The organism is Roseibium sp. LAB1 (genome assembly GCF_054658235.1).
In genome coordinates this window covers 492045-510720 of record NZ_BAAGIB010000004.1, presented here as the reverse complement: position 1 = coordinate 510720, position 18676 = coordinate 492045, and the positions used below count along the sequence as shown (strand labels likewise).

At 58.3% G+C, this 18676-nt stretch carries 16 protein-coding genes; 9 read left to right on the top strand and 7 right to left on the bottom strand.

The window, feature by feature from the left end; genetic code table 11:
• Positions 1 to 548: 548 nt before the first annotated feature.
• The 7 genes from fabD (at position 549) to gmk (ending at position 7047) form a co-directional block, all read left to right on the top strand.
• Positions 549 to 1493, top strand: a complete 945-nt coding sequence (gene fabD / locus ACYQ54_RS23740; protein ID WP_460086923.1) for an ACP S-malonyltransferase — start codon at positions 549 to 551, stop codon at positions 1491 to 1493.
• Positions 1494 to 1562: 69 nt separating this feature from the next.
• Entirely contained in the window at positions 1563 to 2300 is a 738-nt protein-coding gene (fabG, locus tag ACYQ54_RS23735) for a 3-oxoacyl-[acyl-carrier-protein] reductase (protein ID WP_330560570.1), read from the top strand.
• 247 nt (positions 2301 to 2547) lie between these two features.
• Positions 2548 to 2781 carry an acyl carrier protein gene (locus tag ACYQ54_RS23730; RefSeq protein ID WP_006931822.1) on the top strand — a complete coding sequence of 78 codons (234 nt, stop codon included), beginning with the start codon at positions 2548 to 2550 and terminating at the stop codon, positions 2779 to 2781.
• A gap of 84 nt (positions 2782 to 2865) precedes the next feature.
• Positions 2866 to 4131, top strand: coding sequence for a beta-ketoacyl-ACP synthase II (gene fabF, locus ACYQ54_RS23725; RefSeq protein ID WP_460086921.1), 1266 nt, complete (start codon positions 2866 to 2868; stop codon positions 4129 to 4131).
• A gap of 124 nt (positions 4132 to 4255) precedes the next feature.
• Positions 4256 to 5386, top strand: a complete 1131-nt coding sequence (gene mltG, locus ACYQ54_RS23720) for an endolytic transglycosylase MltG (protein ID WP_460086919.1) — start codon at positions 4256 to 4258, stop codon at positions 5384 to 5386.
• A 54-nt stretch (positions 5387 to 5440) separates the two neighbouring features.
• On the top strand, positions 5441 to 6334 hold the full coding sequence (locus ACYQ54_RS23715) for a YicC/YloC family endoribonuclease (protein ID WP_460086917.1): 894 nt from the start codon (positions 5441 to 5443) through the stop codon (positions 6332 to 6334).
• 5 nt (positions 6335 to 6339) lie between these two features.
• Positions 6340 to 7047: a guanylate kinase gene (gene gmk, locus ACYQ54_RS23710; protein WP_460086916.1), complete on the top strand. Its 708-nt coding sequence runs from the start codon at positions 6340 to 6342 to the stop codon at positions 7045 to 7047.
• 91 nt (positions 7048 to 7138) lie between these two features.
• On the opposite strand, the gene ACYQ54_RS23705 is transcribed toward gmk, so the two are convergent.
• From ACYQ54_RS23705 to lptF, 7 genes are all read right to left on the bottom strand, one after another.
• Positions 7139 to 8041, bottom strand: a complete 903-nt coding sequence (locus tag ACYQ54_RS23705; RefSeq protein WP_460086914.1) for a LysR family transcriptional regulator — start codon at positions 8039 to 8041, stop codon at positions 7139 to 7141.
• Positions 8042 to 8320: 279 nt separating this feature from the next.
• A complete protein-coding gene (gene rsmA, locus ACYQ54_RS23700) occupies positions 8321 to 9172 on the bottom strand; it encodes a 16S rRNA (adenine(1518)-N(6)/adenine(1519)-N(6))-dimethyltransferase RsmA (protein WP_460086913.1) in 852 nt (283 codons plus the stop codon).
• A 13-nt stretch (positions 9173 to 9185) separates the two neighbouring features.
• The gene (gene pdxA, locus ACYQ54_RS23695; protein ID WP_460086911.1) at positions 9186 to 10205 is read right to left on the bottom strand and encodes a 4-hydroxythreonine-4-phosphate dehydrogenase PdxA; all 1020 of its coding nucleotides are present in this window, start codon (positions 10203 to 10205) and stop codon (positions 9186 to 9188) included.
• A gap of 6 nt (positions 10206 to 10211) precedes the next feature.
• The gene (locus ACYQ54_RS23690) at positions 10212 to 11132 is read right to left on the bottom strand and encodes a SurA N-terminal domain-containing protein (protein ID WP_460086909.1); all 921 of its coding nucleotides are present in this window, start codon (positions 11130 to 11132) and stop codon (positions 10212 to 10214) included.
• A 148-nt stretch (positions 11133 to 11280) separates the two neighbouring features.
• The gene (locus tag ACYQ54_RS23685) at positions 11281 to 13602 is read right to left on the bottom strand and encodes an LPS-assembly protein LptD (RefSeq protein ID WP_460086907.1); all 2322 of its coding nucleotides are present in this window, start codon (positions 13600 to 13602) and stop codon (positions 11281 to 11283) included.
• Between the two features lie 58 nt (positions 13603 to 13660).
• A complete protein-coding gene (gene lptG / locus ACYQ54_RS23680) occupies positions 13661 to 14755 on the bottom strand; it encodes an LPS export ABC transporter permease LptG (RefSeq protein ID WP_460086905.1) in 1095 nt (364 codons plus the stop codon).
• A complete protein-coding gene (gene lptF / locus ACYQ54_RS23675; RefSeq protein WP_460086902.1) occupies positions 14752 to 15939 on the bottom strand; it encodes an LPS export ABC transporter permease LptF in 1188 nt (395 codons plus the stop codon). Before lptF ends, lptG begins: the two co-directional genes overlap by 4 nt.
• Positions 15940 to 16176: 237 nt before the next feature.
• Between lptF and ACYQ54_RS23670 the strand changes: the two genes are divergently transcribed.
• Together ACYQ54_RS23670 and ACYQ54_RS23665 are read left to right on the top strand one after the other, a co-directional pair.
• Positions 16177 to 17676, top strand: coding sequence for a leucyl aminopeptidase (locus ACYQ54_RS23670; protein ID WP_460086899.1), 1500 nt, complete (start codon positions 16177 to 16179; stop codon positions 17674 to 17676).
• A gap of 515 nt (positions 17677 to 18191) precedes the next feature.
• Entirely contained in the window at positions 18192 to 18644 is a 453-nt protein-coding gene (locus ACYQ54_RS23665; RefSeq protein ID WP_460086897.1) for a DNA polymerase III subunit chi, read from the top strand.
• The last annotated feature ends 32 nt before the right edge of the window (positions 18645 to 18676 follow it).

The window sequence follows — 18676 nt, the reverse complement described above, 5'->3', positions numbered from 1 at the left end:
TCTTCGTGTTGACAACGCGGGGTCGGCGCAGAGCCTCCTCGTAGCCCCGGAAAGGCACGAGAATTCTAACGAGAGCGGGAACACGGGAAGTCGGATCCGATCAAAGATCCTGGCGTCATGCCCTTCCGTTCAGCCCCCGGCCAAACCCCGGATGAAGCGCGCTCTATACTCTGTTTTGAGGAAATTGCAAGCAGCATCCGCCCAAAAGCGAGGGAATACATGCAAAGCCACGACAGCCCGTGATTTGGACAATCGTTGGGACCATATATACTGCATAGCCCGGGAGGGGATCAGGTGGAAGGCCGGTGTCGAGATTGTGAAGGCGCAATAGGGTTCGGCTTCATTCCAGAGGAAATCAGGCAAAACCGCCCGAAAACGGGAAATGATTGACCTCTGGGCCTTGACAGTTTGGTCAAGACCGTATCATAGCCTCGCGCCAAGTTCGATTTCAGCCTGCATGAGGCTGTCTTCTCCGCTTTCTAAAAAGCCGTCGACCTGTCGCTATAAAAAGAACAAGGTCCGCTCACGAGTCACGGAGGCGTTTCCAGATGACCATTGCATTTACATTCCCCGGCCAGGGCAGTCAGGGCGTTGGAATGGGCAAAGCCCTTGCCGATGCATTTCCCGAGGCGAAAGCCGTGTTCGATGAAGTCGATGAGGCACTTGGCCAGAAACTGTCCGATGTCATGTGGACCGGTCCGGAAGAAACGTTGACGCTGACCGCAAATGCTCAGCCGGCACTAATGGCGGTGAGCCTTGCAACCATGCGCGTGCTGGAAGCCCGCGGTCTGGATCTGGCCAACAGTGTTTCCTATGTCGCAGGTCACTCCCTCGGTGAATATTCCGCGCTGGCGGCTGCCGGAAGCCTGGACATTGCGACCGCGGCAAAACTGCTGCGCGTGCGCGGCGATGCCATGCAAAATGCGGTTCCGGTCGGGCAGGGTGCGATGGCCGCACTGCTGGGTCTGGATTTCGATGTCGTTGCTGAAGTGGCGGAAGCCGCCGCCCAGGGGGAAGTCTGTCAGGCCGCTAACGACAACGCACCGGGCCAGGTCGTGGTCTCCGGGCATCTGGCCGCCGTTGAACGTGCCGTCGAGATTGCCAAGGCCAAGGGCGCGCGCCGTGCGGTGATGCTGCCGGTCAGCGCACCGTTCCATTGTTCTTTGATGGCGCCAGCTGCCGACAAGATGGCCGAAGCGCTGGCAAATGCGGACGTCCGGTCTCCGGCCGTGCCGCTGGTCGCAAACGTTCTGGCGCGCCCGATCACTGACGCCGGCGAAATTCGCGATCGTCTCGTGCAGCAGGTCACAGGTACCGTGCGCTGGCGCGAGAGCATCACCTGGCTGGCCGAGAACGGCGTCGACACCTTTGTCGAGATCGGCACCGGCAAGGTTCTGACCGGCATGGTCAAGCGGATCGCCAAGGACGCCGCCGGCATGGCGGTCAATTCTCCGGAAGATATCGACGCCCTTATGGAAAAGATCTCCGGATAAGGCTTATATCGCCCGGGACGTCGATTTGGCCCGCCGCGGGCCGAAACAGGAACAATGGAAGGATCCCAAATGTTCAGCTTGGAAGGGAAAAACGCGCTTGTCACCGGTGCTACCGGTGGGATCGGCGAGGCAATCGCCCGGTCGCTCCACGCACAGGGCGCAACCGTCTCCTTGTCCGGCACGCGGGCTGAAAAACTGGAAGCGCTTGCCGCTGATCTGGGTGAGCGCGCTTTCGTGACACCGGCGAATCTGTCTGACCGCGCGGCTGTGGACGCCTTGCTGCCCGCCGCCGAAGAAAAGATGGGCTCGGTCGATATTCTCGTCAATAATGCCGGGATCACGCGCGACAACATCTTCATGCGAATGAAAGACGAAGAGTGGGATCAGGTTCTGGAAGTGAACCTGTCGTCCGGCTTTCGTCTGTGCCGCGCCGCGATCAAGGGCATGATGAAGCGCCGCTCCGGCCGCATCGTCGGCATCACCTCCGTGGTTGGCGTCACCGGAAATCCGGGGCAGGTCAACTACGCTGCTGCCAAGGCCGGCATGATCGGCATGTACAAATCGCTTGCGCGGGAAGTCGCCAGCCGCAACATCACGGTCAACACGATTGCCCCCGGTTTTATCGAAACGGCAATGACCGATGCGCTGAACGACAAGCAAAAAGAATCGATTTTAACGAGCGTGCCTGCTGGGCGTTTGGGCACTTCCGCCGAGATTGCCGCAGCCGCCGTTTACCTGGCCAGCGATGAAGCCGCTTACGTGACCGGGCAGACCCTGCACGTCAATGGTGGCATGGCTATGATTTAAAAGGAATTTTTGCCGAGCAGGCAAAAAGAATCCGGGCCGCTCACAAGCGGTCTGGATCGGCTGGTAAAGGTCAACAAAGTGTGTTACCAACCCGCCGATTGTTTCGAATTGCACAGTCGGGCCAAATAAACCGGCCTGAGTGTGCGGCGACATCTTAAAGACCGCGAGTTCGCGCCACCGCTTGTTTGCAAACCGGATGGGGGCAGTTTCGCGAGTGACGATTAGATGAAAACTAAGGAAGTGAAAGATGAGCGATATCGCGGATCGGGTAAAGAAAATCGTCGTTGAGCACCTCGGTGTTGATGCGGACAAAGTTGTTGAAGGTGCAAGCTTCATCGACGACCTGGGCGCAGACAGCCTCGACACGGTCGAGCTGGTCATGGCCTTCGAAGAAGAATTCGGCGTAGAAATCCCGGACACCGCAGCAGAAACCATCCTGACCGTTGGCGACGCTGTCAAATTCCTGGAAGCCAACAAGTAAGGGCGCAGCCCTTCTTGTGAATGTTTGAAGATCGGGCCGGCGGGGCAGACCCCCGCCTGACCCTTCCAACGTAAGTGCGGGTGTATGAGGCGAGTTGTCGTAACTGGGTTGGGCATGGTGACGCCGCTTGGCTGTGGTGTCGATGTCACTTGGAAAAAGATCCTCGAAGGTAAGAGCGGGGCCAACAAGGTCACGAACTTCAAAGTTGACGATCTGGCGTGCCAGATCGCATGCCAGATCCCGCGTGACCCCTCCGTAGAAGGCGCGTTCAATCCGGATGACTGGATGGACGTCAAGGAACAGCGGAAGGTCGATGATTTCATCGTCTATGCGATGGCTGCTGCCGACCAGGCAATGGCTGATTCCGGTTACAAGGCCGAGACCTACGACCAGCAGGCCCGTTCAGGCGTTCTGATCGGCTCGGGCATCGGCGGCCTTCAGGGCATCGAGCAGGGCGCTCATCTGCTGGCCGAAAAAGGCCCGCGCCGCATTTCTCCGTTTTTCATTCCCGGCCGCCTGATCAACCTGGCCGGCGGGTATGTTTCGATCCGTCACAGCCTGAAGGGCCCGAACCACGCAGTCGTGACAGCGTGTTCCACCGGTGCGCACGCCATCGGCGATGCTTCCCGGCTGATCGCCTTCGGCGACGCGGACGTGATGGTTGCCGGTGGTACGGAATCCCCGGTCTGCCGTCTTGCGCTTGCCGGCTTCGCTGCCTGCCGCGCGCTTTCCACGGCTTTCAATGACACCCCGGAAAAAGGGTCTCGTCCCTATGACGTCGCACGCGACGGCTTTGTGATGGGCGAGGGCGCCGGTGTCGTTGTGCTGGAGGAATACGAGCACGCGGTTCGTCGTGGCGCAAAGATTTACGGTGAAATCATCGGTTACGGTCTGTCGGGCGATGCCTATCACATCACGGCTCCGTCCTCTGATGGTGATGGCGCCTACCGCTGCATGGAAGCCGCGCTGAAGCGCGCCCAGGTCACGCCGGCCGACATCGATTATGTGAATGCTCACGGAACCTCGACGCCGCTCGGCGACGAGATCGAACTTGGCGCGGTCACCCGTCTAGCGGGCGAATACGCCGGTGATCTGACAATGTCGTCGACCAAGTCTTCCATAGGCCACCTTCTGGGTGCCGCTGGTGCGGTCGAGGCCATTTTCTCGGTCCTGGCCATTCGGGATGGCATGGCGCCGCCGACAATCAACCTCGATAACCCGTCGGTCGAGACGGTCATCGATTTGGTGCCGCACAAGCCGAAGAAGCTGGACATTAATATCGCCCTTTCGAATTCGTTCGGCTTCGGCGGCACAAATGCCTCGCTTGTCTTCCGCAAAGTTGCCGCATAACCCATTCAAGTTCTTCAGGCCGGTCCGAATCTCACGGGCCGGCCTGAAACTTTGATTGTGACAACTGGTCCGTTTGAGCCTTGGTCAGGGATTTGGGGGCTCAATCTTGGAGGTGCGACCCAATATGCGCATTAAGCCCAAAAGCCCGCGTGAAGCCTTGCAGCCGGAACCGGCGCCTGCGCCTCCGCAACGCTCCCGGCACGTACGCAACCCCTTCGTCATTCTGATCAACATGGTCATCACCCTGACCGTGTTCGGACTGGCCGCGTTCGGGGGCGCGCTTTATTTCGGAAAACAGAAATTCGAAGAAAAGGGCCCTCTGCAAAAGGACGCCACCGTGGTGATTTCCTCTGGTGCAGGGCTTTCCGGAATTACCGACAGGCTTTCAGGGCAGGGCGTCATCAGTGACAATCTGCTGGACGAGTGGATCTTCAATCTGGGTATCCGCTTCTACAAGAACGCCACCAAGCTGAAAGCCGGCGAATACGCTTTTGCGCCCGGCGTCTCCATGCAGGAGATCATGACCGATCTGGTGGAAGGCAATGCCGTCACCCATTCGGTAACGATCCCGGAAGGCTGGACCACAGCCCAGATAATCGAGCGCGTGCGTGAGCATCCCGTTCTTGTCGGCGAGATTAAAGAGGTTCCGGTCGAAGGCGCTCTGCTTCCTGAAACCTATACGTTTGCACGCGGTGCGTCGCGCCAGGAAGTTCTGAACCAGATGAAGGCAGCGCAGACCAAGCTGCTGAACGAAATCTGGGAACGTCGCACCGAGGGCCTTCCGGTGAAGTCGCCGGAGGAACTGGTCATCCTTGCGTCCATCGTGGAAAAGGAAACGGCCCTGGCCGACGAGCGTCCACGTGTCGCCGGTGTGTTCGTCAACCGCCTCAACAAGAACATGCGCCTGCAATCCGACCCGACCATTCTCTACGGTCTTTACGGCGGCGAAGCCTGGCTCAAGGATCGCTCGGCGATCAAGCAATCCGAGCTCAAGGCGGAAAACAAGTACAACACCTACCAGATCGACGGATTGCCGCCGGGACCGATCGGCAACCCGGGCCGGGCTGCCATGGAAGCGGTTGCCAATCCATCGCGCACGAAGGATCTCTATTTCGTGGCCGACGGGACTGGTGGACACATCTTTGCCGAAACCTACGAGCAGCACCAGGCAAACGTGCGCAAGTGGCGTCAGGTGGAAAGAGAACGCCGGCAGACGGAACAGAACCAGGAAACGCAGCCGGCCACATCCAATTGACCGGAGCCCGCCTTTGCGGCGGGCCGGCGGCGGCGCTTTCGCGAAGGGGGGCACATGGCACTTGCCAGCATGACAGGCTTTGCACGAGCCTTGGGAGAATCCGGACCGGTGCGCTGGACCTGGGAACTGAGGTCTGTCAACGGCAAGTCGCTTGACCTTCGTATCCGTATTCCGACTGGCCTGGAAACGCTGGAGCCGAAGATCCGCGAGCGCTGCGGCAAACTTCTTCGGCGCGGGAACGTTTCCATTGGACTTTCGATGCAGCGAGACCAGTCGGAACAGCAACTGCAGGTCAATGAATTGGCCCTGGATGCTGTTCTGGCGACTATCGAACTCCTCAAGAACCGTGTGCCTGATCTTGCTCCACCCTCACTCGACGCCATTCTGGCACAGAAGGGGGTGTTCGAGCTCAAGGAGCCCGAAGAAGACGAGGATGTTCAGGCGGCGCTTCACAACACATTGCTGACGACCCTGGATGCGGCCCTGATCGATCTCGTCGACATGCGTCATAGCGAAGGCCTGGCGATCGGCAAGGTGGTCCGTGACCAGATCGACATGATCGCCGAATTGACCCAGGCTGCCGAAGAGCTGCCTGCGCGCAAGCCCGAAGCCATAAAGGCACGGCTGAAGCGTCAGGTTGCCGAACTGATGGATGCTTCAGACGGTCAGCTGGAGCCGCAGCGTCTGCATCAGGAAGCAGTCTTTCTGGCAACCAAGGCCGACATCCGCGAAGAGCTGGACCGACTGCATGCCCACGTGGCTGCCGTGCGCGAGTTGATGGACACTGGCGGGGCCATCGGCCGGCGCCTGGATTTTCTGGCTCAGGAATTTAACCGGGAAGCCAACACTTTGTGTTCAAAGTCCAACGACGTGGACCTGACGGCCATTGGGCTGGACTTGAAGTCCGTTATCGATCAAATGCGTGAGCAGATACAGAATCTGGAGTGAGCCACATGTCCGACGCACCTGCCGGGACCTCAACGGGAACCACTGTCAGTGCGGAGCAGGCCGAGCAGCAGCGCCGTGGCCTGATGCTGGTGCTGTCGTCGCCGTCCGGTGCCGGGAAGTCGACCATCGCGCGTCTGTTGCTGCAGAACGAAGACAATCTGGCCCTGTCTATTTCTGTGACCACGCGGCCGCGCCGGTCCAGCGAAGTTGACGGTGTGCATTACCATTTCATCGATGCCGGCAGGTTCGAGCAGATGCGCGAGCATGACGAGCTGCTGGAATGGGCCGAGGTACACGGAAACTACTACGCCACGCCACGCGGACCGGTCGAAAACGCCATCGAGAACGGCAAGGACATTCTGTTCGACATCGATATCCAGGGCACCTTCCAGCTCTACGAGAAGATGCGCGATGATGTCGTCTCCATCTTCATCCTGCCGCCCTCCATCGCGGAAATGAAATCCCGTCTGAAGCGGCGCGCCGAAGACGAAGATACCGTTATCCTGAAGCGCATGAAGACCGCGGTCGGAGAAATGCGGCACTGGTCGAAATACGACTATGTGGTCGTCAACGACGATCTGGAACGTGCATATGAGAATGTCCGCGCGATCCTGAAGGCAGAGCGACTGAAGCAGTTTCGCTCACCGAAGATCGGGCCCCTTATTCAAGGAATGGTCGACGATCTCGAAACCGAACTTGCCGAGAAGTCCTGACCGCTCACAGACCGCCTCGAGAGTATCCGGTCACAGCCGCCCCTGTCGTTAAACGGAAGACCCACGAGGATCCGAGAGCGGCGTCAGCCCCTTATGGCAGTGATGCTGTTTCAAAAATCCTCTGGCGGTACAGCTTGGCCACGCGATCCTTGACTTCCGACAGCGTGGGATGGAAGCGCAGTCTCTCGTGAAAACTCATCCAGGATTCTCCGTGGGCGAGAGGGGCCGTCGACAGGCGCGTGAGGCCTTCTGTTTCGGCAATCCAGTCCGGCAGGATCCCCATGGCATGACCTTCCGTCAGGATATTGCAGAGTGAAACGGAATTGTTGACCGCGTAGCGGCATGACTTGCCCAGAAGAATGGCGTTCAGCAGTTGCGAGGATTTCAGTCGAGCCCGACTGCCACAATAACCTGCCCAGATCTGGTCCTGCCATGTCGACGGGTCAACAGCATCCGGCCGTTTCAGGCAATAGGCCTGCGAAGCATAGACGTGAAACTTGATCTCACCCAGTTTCTGGACAATCAGGTGCGGATGCTTTGGCGGGCGGTTGCCTATGGCAATGTCTGCGGAATTCCGGCTGAGGTCCCAAAAGGCGTCATCTGCAAAAAACTCGACACGGACACCTTCCAGCCCGTCGGTGATCTGATCGACGTGTCGTGTCAGATAATGCTGTCCCCATTCGCCAAGGGTAATCCTGCAGACCTGTTCGGTTGAGTCTGCTTTTTCCAGGTCGACAGCGCGCCTGAAGTCGGCCGCTCCACGAGCCATCGATCTGGCAATCTTGATCAGCCTGCGGCCGCCGCCTGTCAGCTCATAGCCGGTCTGGCGTCTATCGAACAGTTGCACGTCCAACTGTTCTTCCAGTCGCGCGATATGGCGGCCGACAGTCGGTTGGGACAGGCGAAGGACCTGGGCTGCCTTGCTGAGGCTTTGATGCTCGGCGACGGCAAGGAAAACGCGCACAGCATCCCAGTCAAAATCGTTGTTATTCATTATTGAATGATATCATGCATTATCATTCAATTACATTGCGAATGAAGTCTGACATCTTCACCCCGTTATCAACGGGACAACAGACGATGGTCAGCTTGCTGAAATTCATCTTTTCGAGAAAACGGAACCTATGGTCCATCGGTCCGGATTCGCAAAACGGGTCATGCACCATGCCGGACTGGCTGGTACGGGATCTTGGCTTGGATGATCCGGAAAACCTGAAAGCCGTCCAGGTTGGCAAATGCCGCGAGCTGGAGGCCCTTGCCGTGAGGCATGGTGCTAAATTGCCCGGGCCGTCCTGAATGTATTTGCAAGTTCGACAAACCCGGCAATATCGATTTCCTCGGCGCGGGCCGTCGGCTTCAGGCCGGCCTTTGTAATCAGCTCTTCCGCGTCGGGTGTGAGCGCCTTGAGGCTGGCACGCAGCATCTTGCGTCTCTGGCCGAAGGCAGCAGCAGTTATCTTTTCAAGGGCTTTCAGACCACACGGCAGGGGCGTGGCGTTGGGTTCCAGGTGGACAACTGCCGACGTCACCTTTGGTGGCGGGGTGAAAGCCTTCGGGCTGATGTCGAACAGGATGCCGCCCTTGCAGCGCCAGCCAGCCAGAACCGCGAGTCTGCCGTAAGCCTTCGATCCAGGTTGCGCGCTGATCCGCTCGCCAACTTCCTTCTGGAACATCAGTGTCAGCGACGACCAGAAGGGGGGCCATTGCGGCGTCGTGATCCAGTTTATAAGCAATTGGGTGCCGACGTTGTAGGGCAGGTTTGCAGCAATTCGGACTTTATCGCCCCCGGTCAGAGCCACAGGGTCGATTTCAAGGGCATCGCCTTCGATAACGTCAAGGCGTCCAGGGTAATGATCTGCGATCTCGGCGAGCGCCGGCAGACAACGGCTGTCCTTCTCGATGGCAATCACCCGCTTCGCTCCGGCAGCCAGCAGAGCGCGCGTCAACCCGCCCGGTCCCGGACCGACTTCCAGCACGGTGCAATCTTCGAGGTCGCCGGCCGATCGTGCGATGCGGGAGGTGAGGTTGAGATCAAGAAGGAAGTTCTGCCCAAGCGACTTCTTGGCATTGAGACCGTGTGCGGCGATGACGTCGCGCAGCGGGGGCAGGTCATCTATCTGGGCCATTGTCGTTGCCGCCCTAGAACCGATCGGGGTTCGCAAGAACATCCGCCATGCGCAATGAGGCAGCAAAACTGTCAACCCGGGCGGTGCCTGTTCCCGCAAGGCCATAGGCGGTACCATGGTCGGGAGATGTGCGGACAAAGGGCAGGCCAAGCGTGACATTGACGCTTTCATCAAAGCCGATGGTCTTTGCCGGTATCAACACCTGATCGTGATACATGCCAAGCACGCAGTCGTAGTTCTCGCGTGCAGCCGGGTGAAACAATGTGTCGGCGGGATGAGGGCCACTGGCGTCGATACCCATCGCACGCAAGCGCGCTACAGCCGGCTCGACGATATCCCGGTCTTCCGTGCCCATCGAACCGTTCTCGCCCGCGTGAGGGTTGAGCCCGCAAAGCGCCAGCCGGGGGGAGGTGTAGCCAAACCTGGTCTTGAGGTCATTCGCAGTGATCTCTGCGGTCTCTACAATGAGCTCTGTCGTCAGCGCGGCGGGAACATCCCGAAGGGGAATATGAATGGTGACCGGCACGACCATCAGCTCGGGACCGGCGATCATCATTACGGGCTTTGCCGGTTCTTCTGACCAATGCGTCACGGCAAGCGAGCCCAGATATTCGGTATGGCCGGGAAAGGCAAAGCCGGTTCTGTACAGCGCAGCCTTGTTGATCGGATTTGTCACAAGCGCGCAGGCAAGACCCGATCTTATGTCCTCGACGCAACCCTCGATCGAGGCTACGACCGAGGCTGCCGTCTCAGGCGTTTCCACACCCGGCTGGTCGGAAAGCGCGGGCCCGGTCTGCACGATGGGGAGCGCCTTGGCGAAGGTCGCGGTGGCCTCGTCCTGTGTCACGGACTTTAGCCGGGCATTCAGGCCTATTTTTCGAGCCCGTTCCTGCAGCAGGGTTTCATCACCGCGGATGTAGAAAGGAGGCAGTCCGAGGGCCTTGCGATTGGCCCAGGCAATCAGGGTCAAATCCGGGCCGATCCCGGCGGGCTCCCCCATACTCACGGCAATCGGCTTCTGGTTGGAGCGCATGCAGGATCAGCGATAGATGATGGTGGAGCGGCGACGGATTTCCAAGAGGTAGCGGCGGGACTGGCTTTCGCCTTCCTTCTGCCGCAGCTCGTTTTCAAGTTCCGTACGCACCGCGATGTCAGATGCGATTTCACGCTTTCCACATACGGCGATCATTTCATAGCCGACTGGTGTAGCGGACGGTTTCGTCAATTTGCCCGGGGTCATCTTTTCGATTTCGGCGCGCATGTTTTCCGGCAACTCGGTTTCAAGCCTGCGGCCGATGGGCTGAACAACCACTTCGCTGTATTTGCCGAGAACGGCGCCGGATTCATCGCAGCCGTTGAAGGCTGCCCGGATCTGGTTGCTCTCGTTCTTGCGCTTCGACTTGAAGCCGCCGGAAGAGTTCTTCGGAACGACGACAATGACCCTCTTGAGATCATATTCGATGGATTTCTGACGATCCTCTTCGTCGGTCTTCTTCAAGGCGGCGATCACGTCGGATTCATTCACCTCGATCCGGCCGCTGAAGCGGGAGCGCAGGACCTGGTTCCAGGCAAGCTGGGCCTTGAGCCGGTCCTTCAAGGTGTCCGGCTGTACGCCGCCGCTGCGAAGTGCCTTGGACAGTTGCGCCGGTGACATCTTCACATTGCGGGCGATGTTGTTGAACGCGTTGTCGACTTCCGATTTGCTGACGTCGATACCGACCCGTTCGGCTTCTGCGAGCTTGACCTGATCGTCGACCAGTTCCTCTTGCGCCTGCTTCTTCGCGATGGACGCGGATTTGCGCTGGGTCATCGTTATCAGCCGGGCACGTTGGCTGATATCGTAATCGGTAATCGGCACGTCATTGACGATGATCTTGATCGCAGCATGCGCAGGCGCTGCCAGCGGGGCTGCCAGGATCAAAGCTAGTCCAAAGAAAACCGGAACGATACGAAGTCGCATTGAGTAACCATCCGTGCTGGCTTGAGGCCAAACCGCAGTTCGTTGTTTTGTGACATGATGTTTCGCATATCATGCCCGAAATTTCAAAGATTCCACGCATCATGCCTTTTTTCGTGGCGGCATGATGACCCGCGGTCAGTCAGATAGTCTAGTTGAGAGCGCCGCTTGAAACCTGTGTCGTGCCGATGGTCCTCAAACCGATGCGGAAATAGAGCGTCCGGTTGACTTCATCGCCGTCGTTGCGGCTGCGGTCTTCGGCGTAGGTGACAGACAGCGAGAAGCCTTCGTCATCATAGCCGATACCAAGACCGTCCTGCACAATGTTGCTGTTCTGCAGATCATACCGCATGGACCCGAAGATCCGCCAGTTTTCTTCAAGACGCAGGCTGGCGGAGCCAAGCAGCTCCTCACGCGGATCATCAATACCGACATCCGGCTGCGCGTTCAGGAATGCATAGGCAAGGGACGAAACCACTGGGCCGTAGATACCGCTGGCCTGCGCCTGGATCCGGTTCACAGAGAAATCTTCCTTGTCGAGCCGGGCCTGAGCACCGACCTTCACGCCGTATTGCGTGTCCAGATAGAGGCTGCCGACGTAATCGGACAAGGTTGTCTCCAGACCGGAATCCTGTGTCGCACCGAGAATGTCAGGAATGGCATAGGAATTGTCGCCGGCAAGTTGATAGGACCGGCCGAACAGACCGCTGACATAGTAACCGCTGTCCAACTGCAGCTTGTAGTTCAGACCGACGTTAAGACGCGTGCCGCCTTCTGCACGGTCGAAACCGGAAAACTTGTCATAGTCGAACAGGGTCGTCGTATCGAAGACAATGCTTTGTGCGTCGTCATTCGGCAACTCGCCGATCCGTTGTTCGTTCGGACGGGCGACAATCTGTGCCACCGGCTCCAGGATCTGGTTGCCGCCATCAAACGTCGCGATGAACGGATAGCGATATTCCAGGCCGATTGCCGGCATCGCGCGTCCAACGAAGCTTTCACCGGTGAGGGCCGTTACGTCGGAGTCGGGCGAGGCCAGAAAGAACAGGTCGCCGCGCATATAGGCAAATGGCGTGAAGGACTGCCCGAGCGGATCGATGAAGGTCCGGCGCCAGTTGCCCTTGAGAGACACGCGCGAGAAAGTTCCGTCGACACCCCGGAACTTCGGCGTTGTACCGCCATCGATGGAAAACGCGTCGGTTTCGTCGCGCGTCAGCGAGGTGAAGTTGGCCGTCAGCGCAAGTTCACCTGCAAGGATCGGGTCCGCGAACACGTAATCATAGTCGATTACCGGCAGGACGAGTGGCTGTTTGTCCTGCAAGGAGCTTCCGACCGGAGAGAACCCGTTGGCGTTGAACTGGCTGTCCGTATAGTCCTCCTGGGAGATCTGATAGGCATAGGCCTTCACCGACAGTGCGTTGCGGTCGGTCTTGCCTTGCAGGTAGATCGTGGAGGTTTCGCCATTGTCGCCGAAACTTGTGAATGAGTAGTCCTTGAAGAACTGGCGGTCGCTCTTGTACGTCAGGTTCCAGCCAAGGGTCCAGTCGCGTGCAATACTGAACGAGCCCGTGGAATTGACCGCGCCGCGCAAGCGATCGTCAGCGCGATCTGTCGTGAAGTTGCTGGGCTGTGCCTGGAAAAGACCCGCGGCAGAAACGCTTACTTCGCCTGCTGCAAACCGGTGACGATATTCCACATCACCAAACACGCCCTGCTTTGTGAGCGGTGTCAGGATCGTGGTGACGTCGTAATAGGGGCTGAGTGCCCAATAATAGGGAACACTTACGCCGTAACCGAGTTTATCGGATATGATGCCACTCGGCATCAGGAAGCCGGATTTTCGGGTAACAGACGGATCCGGCATCGAAAGATAGGGCAGGTAGGCGATCGGCTGACCGTAAACCTCGAAGGCTGCGTTTTCGAACCGGATGATCTTTTCCTGCTGATTGTGGATGATCTTCTCGGCCCGCACGCGCCAGAGCGGCGGTTTGTCCGGCGGGTTGGTCGGTTTGGTATAGACCGTATAGACCCCGTTATCGATGGTCGTGATGTTGTTGCCTTCGCGCCGGGCCTGCTCGGCCAGGAAGCGAGTGCGACGCGTCGTGTCGATCTGGAGCGCACGCGCGAACCCTTCCGAGAAGTCCTCGGACAGCACCATCTCCTCGGTGCGAACGACATTGCCGTTGGATTCGATGAAGATCACATTGCCGGACGCTTTGAGCTGCTGGCTCTTGCGGTCGAATATGACCTGATGCGCCTGCACCGTGCTTCCGTCGTAATAGACCTGAACATCCCCGGTCGCGAGGATCAGGTCGCGGTCGAAGTCATAGGTGATTTCGCTGGATTCAAGCAGCAGCTCGGCATCGGGGTCGAGTTCACCGGCCAGACTGCTTGTCAGGTCCTGCGCGGTGGCTGTTGTTCCGTACCCATGGCAAAGGGTTGCTGCAATGGCGCATACGCTCGCCGCAGCCAACAATCTGCCTTTTTTGGCCCAAGTCTCTGTGGTCAGAAAAACCGGAAAAGTCATCGCTTTACCCGTCTTCCTGATTCAAGAGAATTGTCAAACCCATGAGTACTCCAAATATTCCTGGCGCCCAGGCCGCCACCAAGGGAGGGACAATACCCGCGCCCCCGAAGTCCTTGGCAAGTTCGGTTAGAACGTAAAGCACGAACCCGGACAGGATTCCACCCAGAATCATACTCCCCAATCCTCCAAACCGCGAAACTTTAAGGGAAACCGCCGCTGCGATCAAAATCATAGCGACCAAAAGAAGCGGTCGGGCAAGGAGAGTCTGATACTGCAAATTGTACCGATACGCAGGTAACCCTGCGTTTCTGGCCAATTCGATAAATCGCGGCAAATTCCAGAAAGAAATCGATTCGGGGGAGCCGATGCTCTCGCGAACTTCAGTTGCTGTCAGGAATGTGCTGACCTGATACTGGCCGTAAGGCTGTGGATCCTGTTCGGTCGTGTAGACGATGGCATCGTCCAGATACCAGATCTGGTCCCCGAGCCGCGCTTCGTCCGCCTCGATCCGTTCACGGAAGGTGCCGTCCTTGTCGAAGGTGAAAACGGTGACGCCACGCAGCAGCGTTCCGCCTTCCAGCAATTGCTTGGCAAGCAGTACCGATTCCCCGTCAAGACCGTCCTGGCGCACCCAGACGTCGTTTGAAGACTGCAGCAGGAAGCTCTGTTCCGAACCGAACAATCCGGCAGCTGCCTCGTCCGATTTTTGCTGAAACCAGACGGCAGCGGGATTGTAGACCGTAATGGACAGGATACCGAGGACGATCCCGACAAGGATCGCGGGAAGAGAAAACTGCCAAACCGAGATGCCCGATGCCCGCGCCACGACCAGTTCAAGCGCGCGGCTCAAGGTCACGAAGGCAGCGATTGCTCCGAACAGAACAGTGAAGGGAATGACCTGTTCCAGAAGCAGCGGCACCCGCAGGGCAGAGATCAAAGCAACGCGCATGACCGAAAATCCCTCGCGGTCGCCACCGCGCCGAACCAGCTCCAGTACGTCGAACAGATAGATCAGGACTGCGGCGAACAGGAAGAGGCCAAGGATTGCCTTCAGGAAACGTCCGGAGAAATACAGCGACAGTGTCCGTCCGAGGATCATGCGACGCCCCCCGGTTTGCGTCCGTTCAATCGGTCGCTGAGAGCGTCAATTCGATCCTGTACGGAATGCTGCAGATCGGTCAGCCAGCGGGGCTGCGTTCCACCTTGTTCCCGGAAAATCGAAATGAGCGCAAGCACCGCACCGGTCACCGGAACGATGTAGAGAAGGCTGAGCAACGCCGTGGCCCCTCCCGAGATCGCGGTGACACCGAAGCCGGTTGTCCTCAGAAGAACACAGGAGCAGATTGCGCCGAGTACGGCAAAGCCACGGCCCTGACGGGTCGTTCTGGCCTTGCCGAGAAATGCGAACACGATCAGCCCGAAAGCCAGGCAATAAAGCGGCTGACTGAAGCGTTCATGCAGTTCCTGATCCAGCTTGTCCGGGTTCTTCAGTGCATATTCGTCGTGTCGGCCCGGCGACATCAAGTTCAGCGTGGTGCGTTCGCTCGCCTTGAACACCGGTTCGCCGGCTTCCGGAATGAGGTTGGACAGGTCGAAGGCATAGGACTGGAACCGGACGATCGAAATATCGCCCTGCTGTTTCGGTCGCCGTTGAATGGTCCCGTTCTGCATCACCAGAAGGGTGCGGTCGGCGGCTTCGACGATCAGGCCGGTATCTGCCTGATAGGTGAAGGCTGTTTCCGGGTCGCGGGTATCATGCATCAAAAGGCCGTCAAGCGTGCCCTTGCCGGAGCGGTTGCGGATATGGAACGTCAGTCCGTCCTCAACCGAAATGAAGCGGCCCGGCTTGACGATATTGGCCACCAGGTCGGCGCGCACACGGGTGATCTCTGTTCGCAGCTGCGCCAGGCCTGTCGGGGCGACGTAAAGTGACATGCTCGCGGTCAGCAACATCACCACGAAGGCAAACAGCATGACCGGTTTCAGAACCAGAAACCTGGAACCGCCGCTGGCGTCGATGACGATAAGCTCACTGTCGCCGGACAAGGAGTTGAGCACGAGTATGAGGGCGATCATTAAAGCGAACGGCGCAACGATCACGATCAGGAACGGCAGGGCAAGCATGGTGATGCCGATGAACTGGACAATGGTCTGACCTTTTGAGGTCACCAGGTCCAGCTGGCGCAAGGCTTGGGTTGCCCAGACCACACCCGTCATCGCAGCAATCGTGAGGGTGAAAGCGTAGACAGTCCGGCGGATGATGTAACGTTCAAGCGTTTTCATAACAGTGCCGGTACATGTCCCTGCAAAAATGACGATAATCGGCCTGAGACCGAATAACACGGAATGTGGTGAATGGCCCATGAATAAGAATGGTAAATATACATTAATTTTTGCCGCCCTTGCCGAAAAGCTGTTGAAACCCCATGATTTGACAGGAAAACCACAATCCACGGGATAGGGCGCTTTTTCTTTCCACCGCCCAATCGTTCCAACCAGAAAAACCAACGGGACCGAAGCATGACCAAGCTTGCAAAACTGAACTTCTCCAAGGCTGAGACGCCGAAAGGCGGGGTGGCCGTAATTCTGGCTGCAAACGACCTGGGTCTCGGGAAGGTCGCGGGGGAGGTTGTCTCGGGTCTTGAGGGCGGCTTGCAACGTCCGGCCGGTATTGCAGGCTTTTCCGGGAAAAAAAAGACGAGTCTTGATCTGGTCGCTCCAGCCGGATCCGGTCTCGACCGGCTGATCGTGTTCGGGATTGGCGATGCTGCCGAATTGAGCGGCGACGACTGGCGGGCGTTCGGTGGGGCGGTGTTTGCCGAGCTGCAGAAGACCAAAGCCGAGGCGGCGACAGTGATTCTGGACGTCCCGGGCGACGCAGATCCGTCAGGCGCGTCGGCAGCCGAATTTGCCATGGGCATAAAGCTCCGGGCCTACGCCTTCGACGCTTACAAAACCGCCAAGAAAGATGATGACAAGCCAAAGAATGTGAAGGTCACGCTGGGTGTTGCCGATCCGAAGGCGTCAAAGAAGGCATGGTCAACTGCCGAGGCCATCGCAGACGGTGTGATTCTGGCCCGTGATCTTGTGAACGAGCCCGCAAACGTGCTTGGGCCGGTGGAATTCGCTGCCAAGGCAAGGGAACTGGAAGCCCTAGGCGTTGAAGTCGAGGTTCTCGGCGAAAAGGAAATGAAGAAGCTGAAGATGGCTGCCTTGCTCGGGGTTGCCCAGGGCTCGACCCGCCCGCCGCATTTGGCCGTGATGCGCTGGAACGGTGGCAAGAAAGGCGATGCCCCGGTTGCTTTCGTCGGCAAAGGCGTGGTGTTCGACACCGGTGGTATCTCCATTAAGCCGGCAGCGGGCATGGAAGAAATGAAAGGCGATATGGGTGGTGCTGCGGCTGTCGTCGGTGCCATGCATGCGATCGCGGGCCGCAAGGCGAAGGCCAACGTGATCGGTGTTATCGGCCTTGTCGAAAACATGCCGGACGGCAACGCTCAACGGCCCGGCGACATTGTCACGGCCATGTCCGGAACGACCATCGAGATCCTGAATACGGACGCAGAAGGCCGCCTTGTTCTTGCTGATGCTCTCTGGTACACGCAGGAAAAATACAAACCCGCGATCATGATCGATCTGGCGACGCTCACCGGCGCGGTTCTCGTTGCTCTCGGCAATCTCAACGCCGGGCTATTCTCCAACAACGACACTCTTGCGGACAAGCTGCTGGCGTCTGCCAAGGCAAGTGGCGAGCCGCTTTGGCGCCTGCCATTGTCGAAGGAATACGACAAGATCATCGATACGCCCAATGCGGACGTCAAGAATACCGGTGGCCGATGGGCCGGGTCCATTACGGCGGCCCAGTTCCTGCAGCGCTTCACGAATGACGTGCCCTGGGCGCATCTGGATATCGCCGGTACGGCATTCGGTGCCCCGAAGGACGATATCTGCCAGAGCTGGGCATCCGGCTACGGGGTTCGTCTGCTGAACCAGCTTGTCGCGGACCACTACGAAGGCTGAACCAAAGCTTGCCGGCCTCGGCCAGCTTCAGGTCGGCCCCGTCCGATGCTTGTTGGCCTTCCAGCCAAAGAAAAACCCGCCGGATGGCGGGTTTTTCGTAATAGACTGTCGACCCGGGATCAGCAGGTCTTGTAGGTCTGGCAGGCCGTTGCCGGTTCAACCAGAAGACCCATGCCCAGTGTCGCGCCTGCAACGACAGCAACCAATGCAAAAAACACAACTACACGCGCAAGCATTCACCAATTCCCCTTTTGTGCTGGCTCGGGAAAACCGGTCACCAGCCAAATTTTATGATCCATGGTCAAATCGATTGATCATTGGATCGTCCCCGGAGACGAACCTAGCCAATCGACATTTTCGAAGGGTTAATGATACGAGTCTTATGGCCTGTCCATGTCCTGTTTGCCCTTTGGGGGAATTTGGACACACGGGTGTTGCAGGCCTGCACCACATTCCGGTAGGCCAGTGGATAACGGGAAGCGGGGTGCAAATGAAGCGGCGAAACAGGGTCAAGCATGAGCGTTGAAGTTGTATTCTATCATCTTTTGCACAAGCCGCTGGAAATGGCGCTGCCGCAGCTTTTGCAAAAGTGCCTGGAACGGGATTGGAAAGTGGTCGTTCAGACGGGAACCGAGGAGCGATGCAGCGCCCTCGATGCACATCTGTGGACTTTCACCGATGACGGATTTTTGCCGCACGGCACCAAGGCAGACGGTTTTCCCGAACATCAGCCGATCTATCTTACGGCCGAGCAGGACAATCCGAACGAGGCCGATGTGCGCTTCATGGTCGACAGGGCCGCGCCGCCTCCGCTGACTGCCTACAAACGGGCGATCTACATGTTTGACGGAAACGACACGGACGCCGTCCAGGAGGCACGCCATCGCTGGAAGGAAGCCAAGGCGGACGGTTTTGAGATCGCCTACTGGCAACAGACCGAAGCAGGTGGCTGGGAACGCAAGGCCTAGTTTGCGCCGAAAGCGTCTGCGACACTGTACTC